Genomic DNA, 17,369 nt, shown 5'->3' with positions numbered 1-17,369 from the left:
TTGCAAAATGGAAAATTCTTTCTTATAAGCTTTATTTTAGTCATTTTATTTCTTTTGCTTTATCTTTTTAAAGGTTTTTTACTTGTAATTATCATTGCTAGTTTAATGGCGGTAGCTACCTCAAATATTAATGCAAAATTTTTAAATCTCACTAAAGGACATAAATTTTTAGCTTCCATTCTTACAACAGCTTGTATGGTTTTGCTTTTCTTTGCACCTTTTGTTTATGCTATGATAGAACTTGCCAAAGCTTTAAAAAATTTTGATATTAATTTAGTCACACAAACTCTTGATTATGTCAAAAACTATCAATTTACCTTGCCTGAAAGCTTTAATTTTTTAGAACCTAAAATCAAAGAATTTTTAGCTTCTATAGATTTAAATAGCATTTCCAAACAAATTCTAGGCTATGCTTCAAGTTTTACAAAATCAGGGGCTAAATTTCTTATAGATATGGTTTTAATTTGCGTGTTTTATTTCTTTGCAAATCTGTATGGAACCGAGCTTGTTATCTATCTTAAATCCATCATTCCTATTGACAAAAAAGAACTCGATGATGTTTTAAGTGAAGTGGGTAATGTTATGGCTGTTGTGCTTTACTCTATGGTAATTGTAGCAATATTTCAAGGTGCACTCTTTGGTTTAATCACAATGTTTTATGGTTATGATGGAATTTTAATGGGAGTAATTTTTGCTGTAAGTTCTCTCATACCTGCTATAGGAGGAGCTTTAATTTATGTGCCTGTAAGTCTTTATGAATTTGCTTCAAACAATCTTAACTCAGCTCTTGTTATTTTTATTTATTCTGTAATTGTAATTTCTTTTATAGCAGATACTTTAATCAAACCTTTAATCATCAAATGGATCAACAAAAAACTTGTAAAAACCCCTACCAAAATCAACGAACTTTTAATTTTCTTGGCTATGATAGCAGGAATTTCTACCTTTGGTTTTTGGGGTATTATACTAGGTCCTGCGATTTTAACCTTTTTTGTATCAACTTTAAGAATGTATGTGATTTTAAAAGATAAGAATTTAATTTAACTTGCCTTAAAAAAGGCAAGTTTTATGTTCTAGGCTTTTGGGCCTATCATTTTAGTAGGATCAACAAATTTATTGAAATCTTCTTCACTAACCAAACCAAGCTCCATAGCACTTTCTTTTAAAGAAATACCTTTTTTATGAGCATTTTTGGCTACTTTAGCAGCATTTTCATAACCTATATGTGGATTTAGAGCGGTAACTAGCATTAAAGAATTATGAAGATTATGATCGATTTTTGCACGATTTGGTTCTATACCTACAGCACAATGGATATTGAATGAATGCATAGAATCAGCTAACAAATCAAGACTTTGCAAGAAATTATAAATAATCACAGGCTTAAACACATTAAGCTCAAAATTTCCTTGACTTGCTGCAAAACCAATAGCTGCATCATTTCCCATCACTTGTACAGCAACCATAGTAACAGCTTCACACTGGGTAGGATTTACCTTACCTGGCATAATCGAACTTCCTGGCTCATTTTCAGGGATGATAAGCTCACCAAGACCGCATCTTGGACCTGAAGCTAACCATCTTATATCATTTGCAATTTTCATTAAATTTGCAGCCAAACCCTTCATCGCACCATGAGTGAAATTGATCGCATCATGACTTGTTAAAGCATGAAATTTACTTGGACTTGAAACAAATTTTGTACCTATAAGTTGAGTTAGCTCTTCACTTACTTTTTGGCTTAATTCTGGATGTGCATTAAGCCCTGTTCCTACTGCAGTTCCTCCTATGGCAAGTTCTCTTAAAGTTGGTAAAGAGGCGATGATTTGCTCTTTTGAATGTAAAAGCATAGAAAGATATCCGCTAAATTCTTGTGCTAGAGTAAGTGGCGTAGCATCTTGTAAATGCGTGCGTCCTATCTTGATAATACCATCAAATTCTTTTACTTTTTTTTCAAAAGTTGCAATAAGCTCATCAAGTGCAGGGATAAGCTTTTTCTCTACTTGCTCAACTGCAACGATACTCATAGCTGTTGGAAAAGTATCATTTGAACTTTGACTCATATTGACATGATCATTTGGATGCACAAGCTTTTCTTTGCGAAAATCTCCGCCCATGATTTCAGTGGCACGATTTGCAACAACTTCATTCATATTCATATTGCTTTGTGTGCCTGAACCTGTTTGCCAAATCGCAAGTGGAAAATTATCATCAAATTTACCTGCGATAATCTCATCGCAAGCTTGAACTATAGCATTTTTCTTAGCATCATCAAGTTTTCCGAGTTTGTTATTGACCAAAGCTAAAGATTTTTTAAGATTTGCAAAAGCATAGATTAAAACCTTTGGCATTTTCTCACAACCGATTTTGAAATTTTCAAAACTTCTTTCAGTTTGAGCTCCCCAATATTTGTCATTTGGGACCTTAACTTCACCCATAGTATCGTGTTCAACTCTGTATTCCATAGTGTTTCCTTTCTAGAAATATTGTTAGAATTATTTAAACAAAAATAAGCATAAAGTTAGCTTATAATTTAAAATTTATTTATATTTTTTGTAGCATTTTGAAGTTATGTGCAGTTTGTTTAAACTGCACGGATTATTCGACTGTTACGCTTTTAGCCAAATTTCTTGGCATATCCACATCATTGCCAAGTCTTATGGAAATTTCCATCGCCAAAAGTTGAGTAATGACCATCATTTCAAAAAATTCACACATATAATGATCTTGCTCATTGGTTTTGATAAAATCATCACTTAAATCAAATTCTAAAGGTGAAATGCTAAGCACTGTAGAATCCCTAGCAATAAGCTCTTCAACATTTGATTTTGTTTTTTCATAAAGCATGTGCTTTGGCATTAAAGCTATAGTATAAAGCTTAGAATCAGCCAAAGCAATAGGGCCATGTTTCATCTCTCCTGCGGGATAACCTTCAGCATGAAGATAAGATAATTCTTTAAGTTTCAAAGCTCCTTCTAAGGCCAAAGGATAAAACACATCTCTACCTATAAAGAAAAAGCCGTGTCCATCTAAATAACGCTTAGATAAACGATGAATTTTTTCATGTAAAGCTTGTTTTACACTCACGCAATTTGGAGTATGTAAAAGTGCTTTAATTTCAGCAGAAACATTTAATTTTCTTTTTTGTGCCATAAAAATAGCAAGCATCCAAAGTGTTAAAACTTGAGTGGCAAAAGCTTTGGTTGAAGCAACTCCTTTTTCTATACCTGCACGAGTTAAAAGACTTAGGTGTGCTAAACGCACTATATTAGAATTATCCACATTACAAATTGCAAAAGTCTTAGCACCCTGCTCTTTTGCAATCTTTAAAGCCTCTAAAGTATCTGCTGTTTCTCCACTTTGAGAAATAACGATAAATAAAGAATCTTTTTTTACAATTGCTTCACGGTAGCGAAATTCACTTGCAATTTCTACTTTAGCTTTAACTTTAGCAATTCTTTCAAACAAATAAGCACTTGCCATTGCAGCATGATAGCTTGTTCCACAAGCACAAAGCGTGATTTCATCTACTTGACTTAAATCTTCATTGTTTAACTCATCAAAAACGACTTCATCGCCTTGAATACGCCCCATTAAAACTTCACTCATCACGCGACTTTGTTCATAAATTTCTTTTTCCATAAAAAAGCGAAATCCGTCTTTTTTTGCATAAGCCTTATCGCCTGAAAGCTTAGAAAAACAAAGTGATTTTAAAACATCATTTTCATAAACGACAAGCTCATCTTTACTCGCGTATCCCAAGCTTAAATCTTCAAGATACATTACCTCATCACAACTTCCTATCAAAGGTGCATCACCTGAAGAAAAATACCATTCTTTATTTGCATTTTTACCGATAATCAAAGGAGCAGCATTTTTTGCAAAATACACATGATTAGGATCTTTTTTTGTTACTAACAAAGTAGCAAAAGCACCGCGAAGTTCTTTGATGGTTTTTTGCCAAGCTTCAAAAACTCCCAAATTTCTTGCATAAAATTCAAAAAGCTGGACAATAACTTCAGTATCTGTTTGACTTAAAAAACTCACGCCTTCTTTTTCAAGTTTATCTTTGATTTCTTTATAATTTTCTATAATACCATTGTGAATCACACAAGAATACTGTCCTAAATGAGGATGTGCGTTGATTTCAGTAGGCTTACCATGAGTTGCCCATCTTGTATGACCTATAGCAAAACCATAACCTTGACTTTCAAAATCTGTGCATTTATTCGCCAAATTTTCAAGTTTTCCTACAGCTTTAAAAAAACTAAGCTCTCCTTCTTGCATCGCTGCCATACCCGCACTATCATAGCCACGATATTCTAATTCTTTAAGTCCATTTAGTATAATTTGTTTTTTTTCATTATTTCCTATATAGCCTACGATTCCACACATTTTTTTACTCACTTATTAATAAATTAACTAACTTTTGCTCGCTATGTTCTAATTTTTCATTCTTTTGAAAAATAAAAATATTACGCGTCCTTTGTCTTATGGTTTGAATTTTTGCTGCACATAAAACAAGTTCAAGTTCATTAAAAACATTCATCAAATACGCCATTAAACCCTGCTGATCTTTAGTATTAAGACCTAATTTGGCATACATTTTAGAATAATTTAAGTCTAATTTTAACTCATCTTTTTTAATGATTGGCTTTTTAATTTTTTTCAAATTAAAACCAGAAAGATTTGAATTTAAAAGCTCCCAAAGTTTTAGTTTTTGCTCATCACTGATAATATTATCATATTCAAATCTTAAATAAATTTTATCATCAAAAAGTTCAAAAAAATTCATGAAAATAAGATTTAAATTTGTTAAAGAACTTAAAATAATGGCAATATTAAAATGAAGTGGTGCAACAATTTGCAAACTAAGATTTGTTTCATTACTAAACCAAAATTTAAAATCATTTTCTTTGGCTAATTTAGAAATCATAACAATATCTTCAAAAGTATTTTTTATAATAAAAAGATTTGATTTGATATGTATGATTTTATCTTGCAAAATTTCATCTTGCTCTAAAAAAATCTTACTTCTTTTAAGTGTTAATTCTTTTTTTACTCTTCTTGTGCTTTCTTCAAGTAGATTTTCATCTTCAAAACCTTGTTTTGCATTTTCTAAAAGTTTATCAAGAACTCTAAAATAAAAAGCATTATAATTTAAAGCCTTAGCCTTTAGCCAAGTTAAAGTGTATAAAAGCTCTAAATTTTCTAAATTTTCTAGCTTAGAAACCAAGCTACTTACAACAATAGGATTGTATATATCTTCTTTTTCTGCAAGATCTTTTAAGGCATTATTGTTTTTAAATATCTTAAGACCCCATTCTAAAATTTCATTCTTTAAATCAAATTTAGAGCAATACGCTCTATATATGCCTGCTAAAGAAATTTCATTTTCACTTTCTATAGCGCTTAAAAGTATCACAAGCTTTAAAATCATTTTTTCATCGGTTTTAAGTTTTTGGAGTATCTCAAGCTCATCTTCGTATTTTTCAAATTCACTTAACATAAGAAAAACTTGCTCATCAAAACTATAATTTCCTTCTTCATCGCTTAAAAAACGAACTGTCCAAAAAGGCTTGCATAAATCTTTTAAAATTCCACTATCAAGCAAAAGCTTTAAAACACAAAAACTATGCCTTTTATAAAAAATTTTCTCAAAAAGTATTAAAGCTTTTTCTATATCTTTTTTACCGTATTTCAATCTTCTTAGGGCAAAAACCAAGTTAAGATCGAAAATAACCTGTTTATCTTCAAGTTTTAATAAGTATTCTAAAACTTCCACAAGAGTTTTAAATTTATATTCTTGTTTAAGAGTATGATTTAATCCATCTTGAATTTGCTTTGCTAGAAAGTGCGTATAAAAACCTATAGTATGCATACTTTGCAAAGCCTTTTGAACCAACAACTCATTTGCTCCAAAATGTTTTTTAGCTTTTTTATACATTAATTCACTCAAATCATGAACATTAATAAGTAAAAACTCATCCTCATCTTTAGCACTTAATAAATTCATCGCTGATTTTAAAGAAAGTAAAAAATCTCCAGCTAAACGCAACTCGCTTAAATTTTTTTCATCTATAAAATTTAAAGCATAATTTTTTGGAGAAGTCTTAAAAAGAACAAGCAAACTCTCTAAGGATCTTAAATGATTTAGTCCGCCAAAATCTTTTAAGATATTAAATTCCTGCTTTATAAATGGAATATCAAATTCTTTAAAATTTTCTAGCAAAAGCTTGGCAAAATCATTTTTATTTTCTTTTAAAATACTCTCAAATTTTGTCTTAATCCCTTTAAATAAAATCCTAGAACCACATATGAAACGAGTTTGTATTATAGAAGTCTTAAGCTCATTGCTAGCATTATAAAGTCCGTTAAATTCTAAGATAACAGAGTCAATTTGCAAATGCGCATCATTTAAAATTTCGATAAAAGCCTTAATCATAGGTTTTAAATGAAAAGCCTTAATATCTTTATAAACAAAAATCAAAGAAATACTTTCATTAAAACAAAGACTATTATTTGCATATGCTTTGCTTGCTAAAACACAAAAAGGGATATTATCACTTGGAGGTGAAAAATCATCAAAATAATCTTTAAGAACTATATCATAAGCTTTTTTTATGAAATTATCCATATTTTTAGAATGATATAAGCTAAATGCCCCTTGCTTAAGAAAAAATTTTCTACAACTTTGGGTATAGGAACTAAGATTTTTTTTAAAAATTTCTAATTCTTTATTTAACAAAATTTCTACTCTCTTTAAATTTTAATATTTTAATAATAATCTTAACAAAAATATCTTTTATTTTGGCTTTTTCTATAAACTCTTTTTCAGTAAGCAAAAATTATAATGCTTTGTTTAAAAACAGCAAAAGAGTAAAATTAAAATGAAAAATTTAATTACCAAACTAGAAAATGAAGAAAGATTAAACCAAGAAGAAGCCAATGCACTTTGGGATCTAGATCTTTTTACCTTAGGTAAATACGCTCACAAAAAACGCACCAAACTTCACGGAAAAAAAGTCTATTTTAATATCAATCGTCATATCAACCCAACTAATATCTGTGCAGATACCTGTAAATTTTGCGCCTTTTCAGCGCACCGAAAAAATCCTAATCCTTATTTGATGACTCATGAAAAGATTATGAAAATTGTCGATGAAACTGTAAAACGAGAAACTAAAGAAGTACATATCGTTTCAGCTCACAACAAAGATACAACTTGGCAGTGGTATTTAGAAATTTTTAAAATGATAAAAGAAAAATATCCTAATCTTCATGTAAAAGCTATGACTGCTGCTGAGATTGATTTTTTGCATCGTCGTTTTAAAATGAGCTATGAAGAAGTGATAGAAAAAATGCTTGAATACGGCGTTGATTCTATGCCTGGGGGTGGGGCTGAAATTTTTGATGAAGAAGTGCGTAAGAAAATTTGTCATGGAAAAGTTAGCAGTGAAAATTGGCTTAAAATTCATAAACTTTGGCATGAAAAAGGCAAACAAAGTAATGCTACCATGCTTTTTGGACATATAGAAGAAAGACATCACAGGATCGATCATATGTTAAGATTGCGTGATCTTCAAGATCAAACTGGTGGATTTAATGCTTTTATCCCTCTAGTTTGGCAAAGGGATAATAGCTTTATACAAACTGATAAAATCATGGATAGTGAAGAAATTTTAAAAACCATTGCCATTGCTCGTTTAGTGCTTGATAATATTAAAAATATCAAAGCTTACTGGGCAACAATGACTTTAAATTTAGCCATGGTAGCACAAGAATTTGGAGCTAATGATTTAGACGGTACCATAGAAAAAGAAAGCATACAAAGTGCAGGTGGTGCAAAATCTGCTAAAGGCACAAGTTTAAAAACTTTTATCGATATGATAAAAACTTCAAATCTTATTCCTGTAGAACGCGATAGTTTATATAACGAGCTAAAAACCTACTAAGGAGAAAAAATGGACTTTTTTAAACTCAAAGAAAACAATACGAGTTTTAAAACCGAAGTTATAGCAGGGCTTACTACTTTTTTGGCTATGGTTTACATTATCCCCGTAAATTCTAGCATAGTAGGAAATACAGGAATGCCCATAGAAGCTTTAATCACCGCAACAGCTTTAATCACCATAGTTGCAAGTGCTTTTAATGCTTTTTTTGCCAATACTCCTGTAGCTATGAGTGTAGGAATGGGTTTAAATGCTTATTTTACCTTTGCGGTTTGTTTAGGTCAAAACATAGCTTGGCAAAGTGCCTTAGGAGCTGTTTTTATTTCAAGTATTATTTTTCTCATACTTTCTTTTACGCATTTTCGCCTTTGGGTAATCCGCAATATCCCAAAAGATTTACGCCTTGCAATTTGTGCGGGTATAGGTTGTTTTATAGCTTTTTTAGGCTTAAGTCAAATGGGTGTGATCATGCATAATAAAGATACTTTAGTAAGCATAGGAAATTTCAAAAGCCCTCATGTGCTTTTTGGAATTTTCACTCTAGCTTTAATCATCTTTTTTTGGGCTATAAAACTTCGCGGAGCTTTTATTTTGGGGGTATTAGTAAGCTCTATTATCGCTTGGATTTTCCATTTAGACAATGCAAGTTTTCCTGTGCAAATCTTTTCTTTGCCAAATTTTAGCATGGAAAATGGCCTAGGAGCCATCTTTTTACAACTTGATATCAAAAGTGCCTTAAATATTACTATGATACCTATAATTCTTACTTTTTTTATCACTCAACTTTTTGATAGTATAGGAACTATCACAGGTGTGGGTGAAAGAGGAAAGATTTTTGATGATCCAAAAAATGGAGAAAAAAAACTAAGCAAAACATTAATGGCAGATGCAACAGGATCGGCTTTAGGAGCTATGACAGGCACTTCTACAGTTACAGCTTTTGTAGAAAGCACTACAGGGGTTGAAAGCGGTGGAAGAACAGGACTTACAGCTTTAGTTGTAGCTATTTGTTTTGCTTTTACACTTTTTTTACTGCCACTTTTTAAAGCCATTCCTGCAAACGCAATATACCCCGTACTTGTAATGGTTGGAATTTTAATGTTTATGGAAGTTAAAAATATAGATTTTAAAGATAGTGCTATAGCTGTAGCAAGCTTTTTTACTATTATCATGATGCCTTTTACTTACTCCATCACCACAGGTTTTGCTTTTGGTTTTCTTTCTTATTTACTTGTAAGAATTTTTAAACGCGAATGGAATAAAATCAATCTTGGCATTATAGTTTTAAGTTTATTATCTTTGGGTAATTTTTTACTTATGACACTACAATAAATAAGGATATATAATGATATTTTACTCTTATGAAGAATTTAAAGAAGATGTAAAAATTCTTGCTAAAAAAATTAAAGAAGATTTTAACCCCGATGCACTTTTAGCTATAGCAAGAGGAGGGATGAGTTTAGGACACTCTTTAGCAGTGGCTTTAAAAACGCGTCAGCTTTTTGCTTTAAACTCAATTCATTACGATGATACGAAAAAACTTGATACTATTGAAATTTTTAACATTCCTGATTTAAGCAAGCACAAAAAAATTTTACTCATTGATGATATAGTAGATAGTGGAGAAAGTTTAACAGAAATAAAAAAAGTTTTGCTTGAAAAATTTCCTCATATCGAACTTAAAATTGCGACCATTTTTTACAAAAAAACCGCTCTTCTAGAGCCTGATTTCAAAGTAAAAGAAGCTACTGAATGGGTAGATTTTTACTGGGATATAAATCTTGATTAAAAATTTGCTATAATCTTACTTTTAAAATTTTTAGGAGTTTTTGCTTGAGAATAAAATTTATATCTTTTATTTTAATTTTTTTTACTATTTTTGCTTTTGCTAAAGAACAAAATTTAGATGATTTTGAACAAGAATACCAAAATCATCAAGTAAACGATCCACTTTCAGGATATAACAAAGCTATGACAAGCTTTAATGTGGCTTTGTATGATTATGGTCTTCGTCCCGTTCTTAAGGGCTATAACGCCATCACTCCTGAATTTATAAGATTAGGAGTAAGAAATTTCTTTGATAATTTACTTGCTCCTTTGCGTTTTGTAGGCAATGTTTTGCAGTTTAAATTTGAAGAAGCTGGAGAAGAATTTAAAAGATTTACCGCCAATACCATCATGGGTTTTGGTGGACTTATGGATGTGGCATCAAAAATGGGTCTTAAAAAACATCCCGCGGACTTAGGAACCGTTTTGGCTCACTGGGGTGTAGGAAGCGGTTTTCATATTGTCTTACCTATACTCGGCCCTAGTAATCTTAGAGACACTCTTACTTTACCTGCAACTTGGTATGCAAGTTTTACCGCTTACATTGATCCTACTTGGGCAAGTATAGCTATAAGTGCTTATGGATTTGGTAATGAACTTAGTTTTAGGCTTGATGAAATTGATGAAATTTATCACAACACGCCTAATTTATATCCATTCTTGCGTGATGCTTACGAGCAAAGACGCAATGAACTTAGCAAATAAAGGAAATTAATGAAAAAAATATTTTTAATCTTGACTTTATTTTTTAATGCTTTTGCCTTACAACTAGATGAAATTTCTAGCACTATGCAAAAAAACATTGATGCAAGCTTAAAACTTTTACAAGATAGTAAAGAAGATAAAAAACAAGCTGCTAATGGAATTTTTAAACTTTTTGATAGCATAATTGATTATAAACTCATGGCAAAACTGAGTCTTTCGAAAAATTATTCTAAATTAACCCCAAAAGAACAAGAAAAATTTACCACAGCCTTTGAAACAAGTCTTAAAAAAAGTTTTACCGATAAACTCAGTCTTTATAAAGATCAGGTTTTAAAGGTCAAAAATGGTGAGTTAAAAAATGAAAAACGCTATTTTTTAACCACTTCTATGGTAGTAGATGGGGAAGAAAAAAATATCATTTTCAAATTTTACAATGATAATAACAACTGGCTTATTTATGATGTAGATGTTTTAGGTGTGAGTATAGTACAAACTTATAGATCACAATTTGGAGATATTTTAGCCAACCAAGGCTTTGATGCCCTACTTCAAAAACTTGAAAGTATTGTCATAGAATAATGTTTGCAAAGCTTTTAAAGTTTTTTATTTCTCGTCCAAAAAGTACTTTTTTTGGAACGTTGTTTATATGCCTGTTTTTAAGCTTTTTTGCTTTTAAGCTTAGCGTAGATGCAAGTGCTGAAAGTTTACTTTTAGAAGATGATGCAGATTTAAAAACTTTTAGAGAAATTTCAAAACATTATAAAAGTGATAATTTTTTACTTTTAGCCTTCAAACCCTATGATGAAAAACCTTTTTCAAATGAAAATTTAGCCAAATTAAAAAAACTTCATGAAGAATTAGAAAAAGCCCCTTTAGTAGAACGCGTTTTTAGTATCATCAATGCCCCTTTGCTTCAAAGTTCGCAAAATACGGATTTAAAAGAACTTTTAAAAAATATCCCAAATATAGAAAGCCAAGATATAAACCGCACAAAAGCCCAAAATGAAATTTTAAATAGTCCCTTTTATAAAAATAATATCATCTCAAAAGATGGAAAAGTAACAGGGCTTATTATTTACTTAAAGCCTGATACAGTTTATAATAATCTTATAGAAAAACGCGATCTTGCTACCGATGAAAAAGAAAAAGATCAAATTCGTCTTGCCATAAAAGAACATCAAGACAAGCAAAAAGTTATCACGAAACAAAGTCTAGATACTATTAAAAGCATAGTTCGAAATTATGAAAAAAATAAAGATACGCTCTACCTTGGTGGCGTAAGCATGATCGCTGATGATATGATAGCTTATATAAAATCTGATCTTGTGCTTTATGGTGTTTCTCTTGTATTTTTACTAGGACTTGCACTTTATTATTTTTTCCGCTCATGGCGCTTTGTTTTTTTACCTCTTTTTATTTGTTTTATAAGCTTAAGTGCGGCTAGTGGAGTTTTTGCGCTTTTAAATTTTCAAATCACGGTTATTTCATCAAATTACGTTGCTTTGGTTTTAATTATCACCTTAAGTGTAGTTGTTCATTTGATCACGCATTTTATCGAAAGCACCCAAAATCATCCCAAAGCTAAAGTTGAGCGCATAGTGCTTGAAACCTTACTAGCCAAAGCAAATCCTAGCCTTTATGCCATTGTTACAACGATGATAGGATTTTTTTCTTTAATCCTATCAAATATCGAACCTATCATAAAACTTGGCATTATGATGAGTATAGGCATAGGTTTAGCTCTTATCTTTAGTTATTTGTTTTTAGCAAGTATCTTGATTCTTTTAAAACCAAAAAATTATCATAAAAAAGAGTTTAAATTTAATCTTTTAGCCTTTTGTGCCAAAACCGCTCTTGATCCTAAAAAGCGTCGCATGATTTATGGAATTTCAGTTCTTGCTATAATAATCTTAGCTTTAATAGGCATTTCAAAACTCAGAGTTGAAAATTCTTTTGTCAATTATTTCAAAGATGGTAGTGAAATCAAAAAAGGACTTTTGGTTATTGATAAAAATCTAGGTGGAACCTTGCCTTTAGAAGTGATCATTCGTTTTCCAAATAATAAAAACGATCAAAATACAAGTGATACCCTTGATAGTTTTGAAAGTGAATTTGAAAATTTAGCCACACAAGAAACTTATTGGTTTGACTCTAAAAAAACACGTATTGCAAAAAAAGTTCATGAATTTTTAGAAAACAAAGAATTTGTAGGCTCGGTTTTAAGTCTTAATAGTCTTTTAACCCTAGGGAAAAATATCAACGATGGAAAAGAGTTAGATGATTTTGCCCTTGCGTTTTTAAATGAGAATTTACCTGCTAAATTTAAACAAGACTTGCTTTCACCTTTTGTAAGCATAGAAAATAACGAGTTAAGATTTAGTATGCGTATTATTGATTCTGATCCGAATTTAAGACGTAATGAGTTTTTAATAGATCTTAAAAAACAGCTCAACGAGCTTGTAAAAAACGATGGAGTAGAAGTTCAAATCACAGGCATAATGGTGCTTTATAATAATATGCTCCAAAGTCTTTTTTCATCGCAATTTGATACTCTTATATTTGTAATTTTAGCTATTTTCATACTTTTTATCATTGTTTTTAGAGATTTAAAATTTTCAGTTGCGGCTATATTGGTAAATGTTATTCCTTTAAGTGTGGTTTTTGCTCTTATGGGACTTTTAGGTATTCCTTTGGATATGATGAGTATTACTATAGCTGCTATTGCTATAGGCATAGGCGTTGATGATGCTATACATTATATTTATCGTTTTAGGGAAGAAATTAAAAACAAAAGCCTAGAAGAAGCCATTATGATTTCTCACCTTAGTATAGGTTCGGCACTTTATTATACCACAATTAGCATAGTTTTAGGCTTTAGCGTGATGATGAGTAGCAATTTTATTCCAACAATTTATTTTGGAATTTTAACCGTTTTTGTAATGATTTTGCTTTTAAGTGGAAGTTTGTTCTTGTTACCAAGCTTTTTAATCACTATTTATTCTAAGAAAACCAAGTTTCCAAACCAACATAAAGAGCATATATTAAAACAATAATAGCTATATATTTTAAAAAATTTTTCATTTTTATCCTTTATTTAAAATCTTTAAAATGATTTTTGCAAGCTCTAAAGCTTTAAAACGATGAGAGATATTATTCTTCTCATCCACGCTAAGTTGGGCTAAGGTTTTATCAAAACCCTTTGGAATAAAAAGGCTATCATAACCAAAACCATTTTCACCTTTTTCTGTATCTATTACTTTTCCATGCATGGTTCCATGCGTACTAAATTCCCCCATCAAACCTACCATAGCAATAGCAGCAACATAATATGCCTTACTTTGTTTAAAACCTTTTTTTACCATTTCATTGACAAGTTTATCACGGTTACTTTTATCATCACCTTGACCACTAAATCGAGCAGAATAAATTCCTGGATTTCCTTCTAAAACATCTACACAAATGCCACTATCATCACTTAAAGCGATAAAATCTTTTTTTTGCTTTTCATCCAAAGCATTAAAAACCGCTCTTGCTTTAATCAAGGCGTTTTCTTTAAAAGTTTTTCCATTTTCTTCAATCTCAAAAGGCATTAAAACTTCATCAAAGGCATGAATTTCAAAATCTTTCAAAATTTCTTTAAGTTCTAAAACCTTATGCTTATTGCTCGTAGCTAGGATAATCTTCATAACAAAAGCTCCAAAATAATATCAAAACAAAAATATGATTTTATAAAATTTATCCTTGTGCATAGCTTTTAAATATCAAATGATAAAACGATGTTAATCAATGCTTAATCCATTTCATAGTAAAATTATCCTAATTTAAATTTCAAATTTAATAGGAAATTGATAATGCTAAATAATGTCTTACCCTTATCTTTCATAGTTGGAACAAGATTTTTTGGGCTTTTTATAGTTTTGCCAGTTTTAAGTCTTTATGCTTTAAAACTTGAAGGTGCTAATGAATTTTTAGTCGGACTTTTAGTAGGTGTTTATGCCTTAACTCAAATGATTTTACAGATGCCTTTTGGAATTTTAAGTGATAAAATTGGTCGTAAAAAAACCATGCTCATTGGACTGATTATTTTTATAATAGGCTCTTTAATCTGCTCTTTTGCAGAAAATATTTACACCATGCTTTTAGGAAGAATGCTTCAAGGCGCAGGAGCTATTGGAGCAGTAGCTACGGCTATGATAAGCGATTTTATTACAGAAGAAAATCGCGGTAAAGCCATGGCGGTTATGGGCTCTTTTATAGGACTTAGTTTTGCAGCTTCTATGGTGGTCTCTCCTTTAATGAGTGCAAAATGGGGTTTATCTAGCCTTTTTGATCTTAGTGCGGCTTTGTCTCTTTTATGTATAATTTTACTTTATACCGTTGTACCTAAAGAAAACAAAATCACTCATGAAAATGAAAAAACTCCTTTTTTTCATCTTATTAAACAAAAAAATTTAGCCCTTATGAATCTTACTAGTTTCATGCAAAAAATGCTTATGAGTATAGCATTTTTAAGCATTCCTATCATTCTAGTAAAACATTTAGGTTTTGCTTCTGATAAACTTTGGATTGTTTATAGCGCTTCTATGGTAGCAGGTTTTATCGCTATGGGCTTTGCTGGAAGTTTAGGCGAAAAAAGAGGTTTAGCTAAACAAATTTTACTCTTAGGAATTGTTTTTTTCATACTTTCTTATCTTTTTTTTGCTTTTAGTAATTCTATAGATTTTTTTATCATAGCAGTTGTGATTTTTTTTATAGGTTTTAATTTACACGAACCTATTATGCAAAGTTGTGCATCAAAATTTTGTAAAGTTCATGAAAAAGGTGCAGCATTAGGGTTGTTTAATGCTTTTGGATATGGTGGAAGTTTTATAGGTGGTATTATCGGAGGGATATTTTTACATCTAGATGCCTTAAATCTTTTGGCTATTATTTTAGTAATTTTAGCTCTAATTTGGCTTGTGGCATTATTTTTCTTAAAAAATCCAGCTGATTTTAAAAACCTTTATCTACCTTTAGAAACGCCTTTAAATTTCAGTACTTTTAGTGAAAATTTAGGGGTTGTAGATATTTATAAAAACTCTAAAAATCTTGTTGTTAAATTTGATAGCAAACTTACAAATAAAGAAGAATTAGAAGGCAAAATTAAGATCTAAATCTAATTTTGCCCCGCAAAACCCATTGCTTTTATCATCACTTTTGCCTTGCAATCTGCACAGCAATAAAGTGTTTTGATTTTATTCTCATCATTACCAAATTTAGGCTTCATTAAATTGGCTATTTTTTCTACAGCTTTTTTGGTGGCAAATTCTTTACCACATTCTATACAGGCAAAAAGCTCATCTTTTGCCATGGTTTGATATTCAAAATAAGAAGCTCTAAACTCCATTCCACTACGAAATAATTTTAAAGTATCTTTTTCGGCACAACTTAACTCACAATACCCACAAGTCGTACAAAGAGAAGCATTAAATTTCAAAGCATTTTCTTGTTTATCAGCGATTAAAGCTCCTACATTACAGGCACCCACGCAAGAAAGACAAAGCGTACAGGTGTTAGGATTGATTTTTACCTTACCATAACGCAACCATTCGCCACTTTCTATACTGCCAAAATCTTCATTTTTTATCATTTCTTGCATTCTTTTGGCAAAATTTTCTCTTGTAGTTAAGGTGTTATTATGAAAATCATATTTTAAATCTTGTATGAATTCTTGCTCTTTTAAAACATTTTGCAATTCTTTTTCATCTTTAGCAACAAAAATAGCTTTTTTTTGAAATTTTCTCTCAAAAAAAGTATTTAAAAGTACAATAGCCTCGTTACTACCACGAGATACAAAATCTGTATAAAAAACTAAATTTGCTCCACTATTTTGCAAAAGCGTTAAAAAATGCATAGAAGAAAGCCATTTTTCACCCTCTATCATAAAGGGTAAAACATCTTTTGGTAAAGCAAGATTTAAATTTTCTAAAGACATTTTTTTAGGAATGATTAAAATTTTTTTATCTTTATAAAACTCACAAAGGGTAAAAAAACTTTCTCTTGGCATAGGAGCATAATCAAGCGATCCACTAGGACACACACTAATACATCCTCCACAACCCAAACAATCCACTTGAGAAAATTCCAAATGTTTGTTTTCATCATCTTTTAAAATCGCCACAGTAGGACAAATTTCAGCACATTTTGCACAATGCTCACTGCGTCTTTCGTGGTATTGGCACACACTAGCATTATAGCTAATATAAGTTTTATAATGATATTTTGGACTTTTGCTTTGTAAAAACTCAAGCAATACTTCAAGATTTTCAAAATTTAAAAGATTATAACATCCACTTTGTCTTGTAAAATCTTTACGCACAACGCTTAAATCCTCAGCTTTAAAAAGTAAAAAATCAAAATCTATTTCCACTTCTTCGCCTTGATTTTTAACCACAGCACAAAGCTCCCCTACACTTCCAAAAACAGCTAAAATTTCTGCACTACTTAAAGCAATAACCTTAAATCCATGTTCTTTTAAAAACTCTACGGTTTGAGTATCGCTATCTACTAAAATCAAACGATTTTGCACTTCTTTGCTTTGTTCTAAATCAAGCCCCAAATCATAAACGCTAGCTCTTGCTTCATAAAGCGTTAAAACATTTTTACTTTGCTCTAAAATTTCATCTTGAGAATTTTTAAGATAAAAATTAATCTCAGGGGCATAAATTTGTGCTTTTTGATTTTTATCATTGCAAACTAATGCTTCTTTATCATTTGCCTGATCTAAAATTTCAATAGCATCGGGCAAAGGGATTAAAACATCATTTTTTATATAAACAAAATCTTGCATTGTCTTCCTTAATCTCTTTAAAACATCATTTTATAAATTCTATGTTAAAATAACCA

General features: G+C 30.7%; 13 protein-coding genes. 8 read left to right on the top strand and 5 right to left on the bottom strand.

Annotated features, from left to right (window positions below; translation table 11 throughout):
* Nucleotides 1-1,044, top strand: a complete 1,044-nt coding sequence (locus ELQ07_RS05940) for an AI-2E family transporter (protein ID WP_070316853.1) — start codon at nucleotides 1-3, stop codon at nucleotides 1,042-1,044.
* Nucleotides 1,045-1,073: 29 nt separating this feature from the next.
* Here ELQ07_RS05940 and fumC read toward each other — a convergent pair whose 3' ends face one another.
* The 3 genes from fumC to ELQ07_RS05925 form a co-directional block, all read right to left on the bottom strand.
* A complete protein-coding gene (fumC, locus tag ELQ07_RS05935; RefSeq protein WP_096702857.1) occupies nucleotides 1,074-2,465 on the bottom strand; it encodes a class II fumarate hydratase in 1,392 nt (463 codons plus the stop codon).
* Between the two features lie 133 nt (nucleotides 2,466-2,598).
* Nucleotides 2,599-4,395 (bottom strand): glutamine--fructose-6-phosphate transaminase (isomerizing), encoded by a 1,797-nt coding sequence (gene glmS, locus ELQ07_RS05930; protein WP_070316852.1) that lies wholly within the window; start codon nucleotides 4,393-4,395, stop codon nucleotides 2,599-2,601.
* A gap of 4 nt (nucleotides 4,396-4,399) precedes the next feature.
* Complete coding sequence (locus ELQ07_RS05925; protein ID WP_070316851.1) at nucleotides 4,400-6,748, bottom strand: nucleotidyltransferase; 2,349 nt, start codon at nucleotides 6,746-6,748, stop codon at nucleotides 4,400-4,402.
* 142 nt (nucleotides 6,749-6,890) lie between these two features.
* Here ELQ07_RS05925 and mqnE point away from each other — a divergent pair, with 142 nt between their 5' ends.
* The 6 genes from mqnE to ELQ07_RS05895 are packed head-to-tail and all read left to right on the top strand — an operon-like array spanning nucleotide 6,891 to nucleotide 13,537.
* Nucleotides 6,891-7,955: an aminofutalosine synthase MqnE gene (mqnE, locus tag ELQ07_RS05920; RefSeq protein WP_134224871.1), complete on the top strand. Its 1,065-nt coding sequence runs from the start codon at nucleotides 6,891-6,893 to the stop codon at nucleotides 7,953-7,955.
* A 9-nt stretch (nucleotides 7,956-7,964) separates the two neighbouring features.
* On the top strand, nucleotides 7,965-9,284 hold the full coding sequence (locus ELQ07_RS05915; protein ID WP_096702855.1) for an NCS2 family permease: 1,320 nt from the start codon (nucleotides 7,965-7,967) through the stop codon (nucleotides 9,282-9,284).
* Between the two features lie 13 nt (nucleotides 9,285-9,297).
* Entirely contained in the window at nucleotides 9,298-9,741 is a 444-nt protein-coding gene (locus ELQ07_RS05910) for a phosphoribosyltransferase (RefSeq protein ID WP_070316849.1), read from the top strand.
* A gap of 44 nt (nucleotides 9,742-9,785) precedes the next feature.
* A complete protein-coding gene (locus ELQ07_RS05905) occupies nucleotides 9,786-10,484 on the top strand; it encodes a VacJ family lipoprotein (RefSeq protein ID WP_070316848.1) in 699 nt (232 codons plus the stop codon).
* 9 nt (nucleotides 10,485-10,493) lie between these two features.
* A complete protein-coding gene (locus ELQ07_RS05900; protein WP_002932914.1) occupies nucleotides 10,494-11,063 on the top strand; it encodes a phospholipid-binding protein MlaC in 570 nt (189 codons plus the stop codon).
* Nucleotides 11,063-13,537, top strand: coding sequence for an RND family transporter (locus ELQ07_RS05895; RefSeq protein WP_134224870.1), 2,475 nt, complete (start codon nucleotides 11,063-11,065; stop codon nucleotides 13,535-13,537). The genes ELQ07_RS05900 and ELQ07_RS05895 overlap by 1 nt, the downstream gene beginning before the upstream one ends.
* Nucleotides 13,538-13,567: 30 nt before the next feature.
* Here the strand turns inward: ELQ07_RS05895 and rdgB are convergent, their stop codons facing one another.
* Complete coding sequence (gene rdgB, locus ELQ07_RS05890) at nucleotides 13,568-14,170, bottom strand: RdgB/HAM1 family non-canonical purine NTP pyrophosphatase (RefSeq protein WP_002893956.1); 603 nt, start codon at nucleotides 14,168-14,170, stop codon at nucleotides 13,568-13,570.
* Between the two features lie 165 nt (nucleotides 14,171-14,335).
* Between rdgB and ELQ07_RS05885 the strand changes: the two genes are divergently transcribed.
* On the top strand, nucleotides 14,336-15,637 hold the full coding sequence (locus ELQ07_RS05885) for an MFS transporter (protein WP_134224869.1): 1,302 nt from the start codon (nucleotides 14,336-14,338) through the stop codon (nucleotides 15,635-15,637).
* 2 nt (nucleotides 15,638-15,639) lie between these two features.
* On the opposite strand, the gene ELQ07_RS05880 is transcribed toward ELQ07_RS05885, so the two are convergent.
* Nucleotides 15,640-17,313, bottom strand: a complete 1,674-nt coding sequence (locus ELQ07_RS05880) for a 4Fe-4S dicluster domain-containing protein (RefSeq protein ID WP_070316845.1) — start codon at nucleotides 17,311-17,313, stop codon at nucleotides 15,640-15,642.
* Nucleotides 17,314-17,369: the final 56 nt, after the last annotated feature.

Origin of the sequence: Campylobacter sp. US55 (assembly GCF_004378955.1) — a bacterium.
GTDB lineage: Bacteria > Campylobacterota > Campylobacteria > Campylobacterales > Campylobacteraceae > Campylobacter_D > Campylobacter_D jejuni.
Note: the sequence above shows the minus strand (reverse complement) of the source record. Positions and strands in the feature narration are given on the sequence as shown.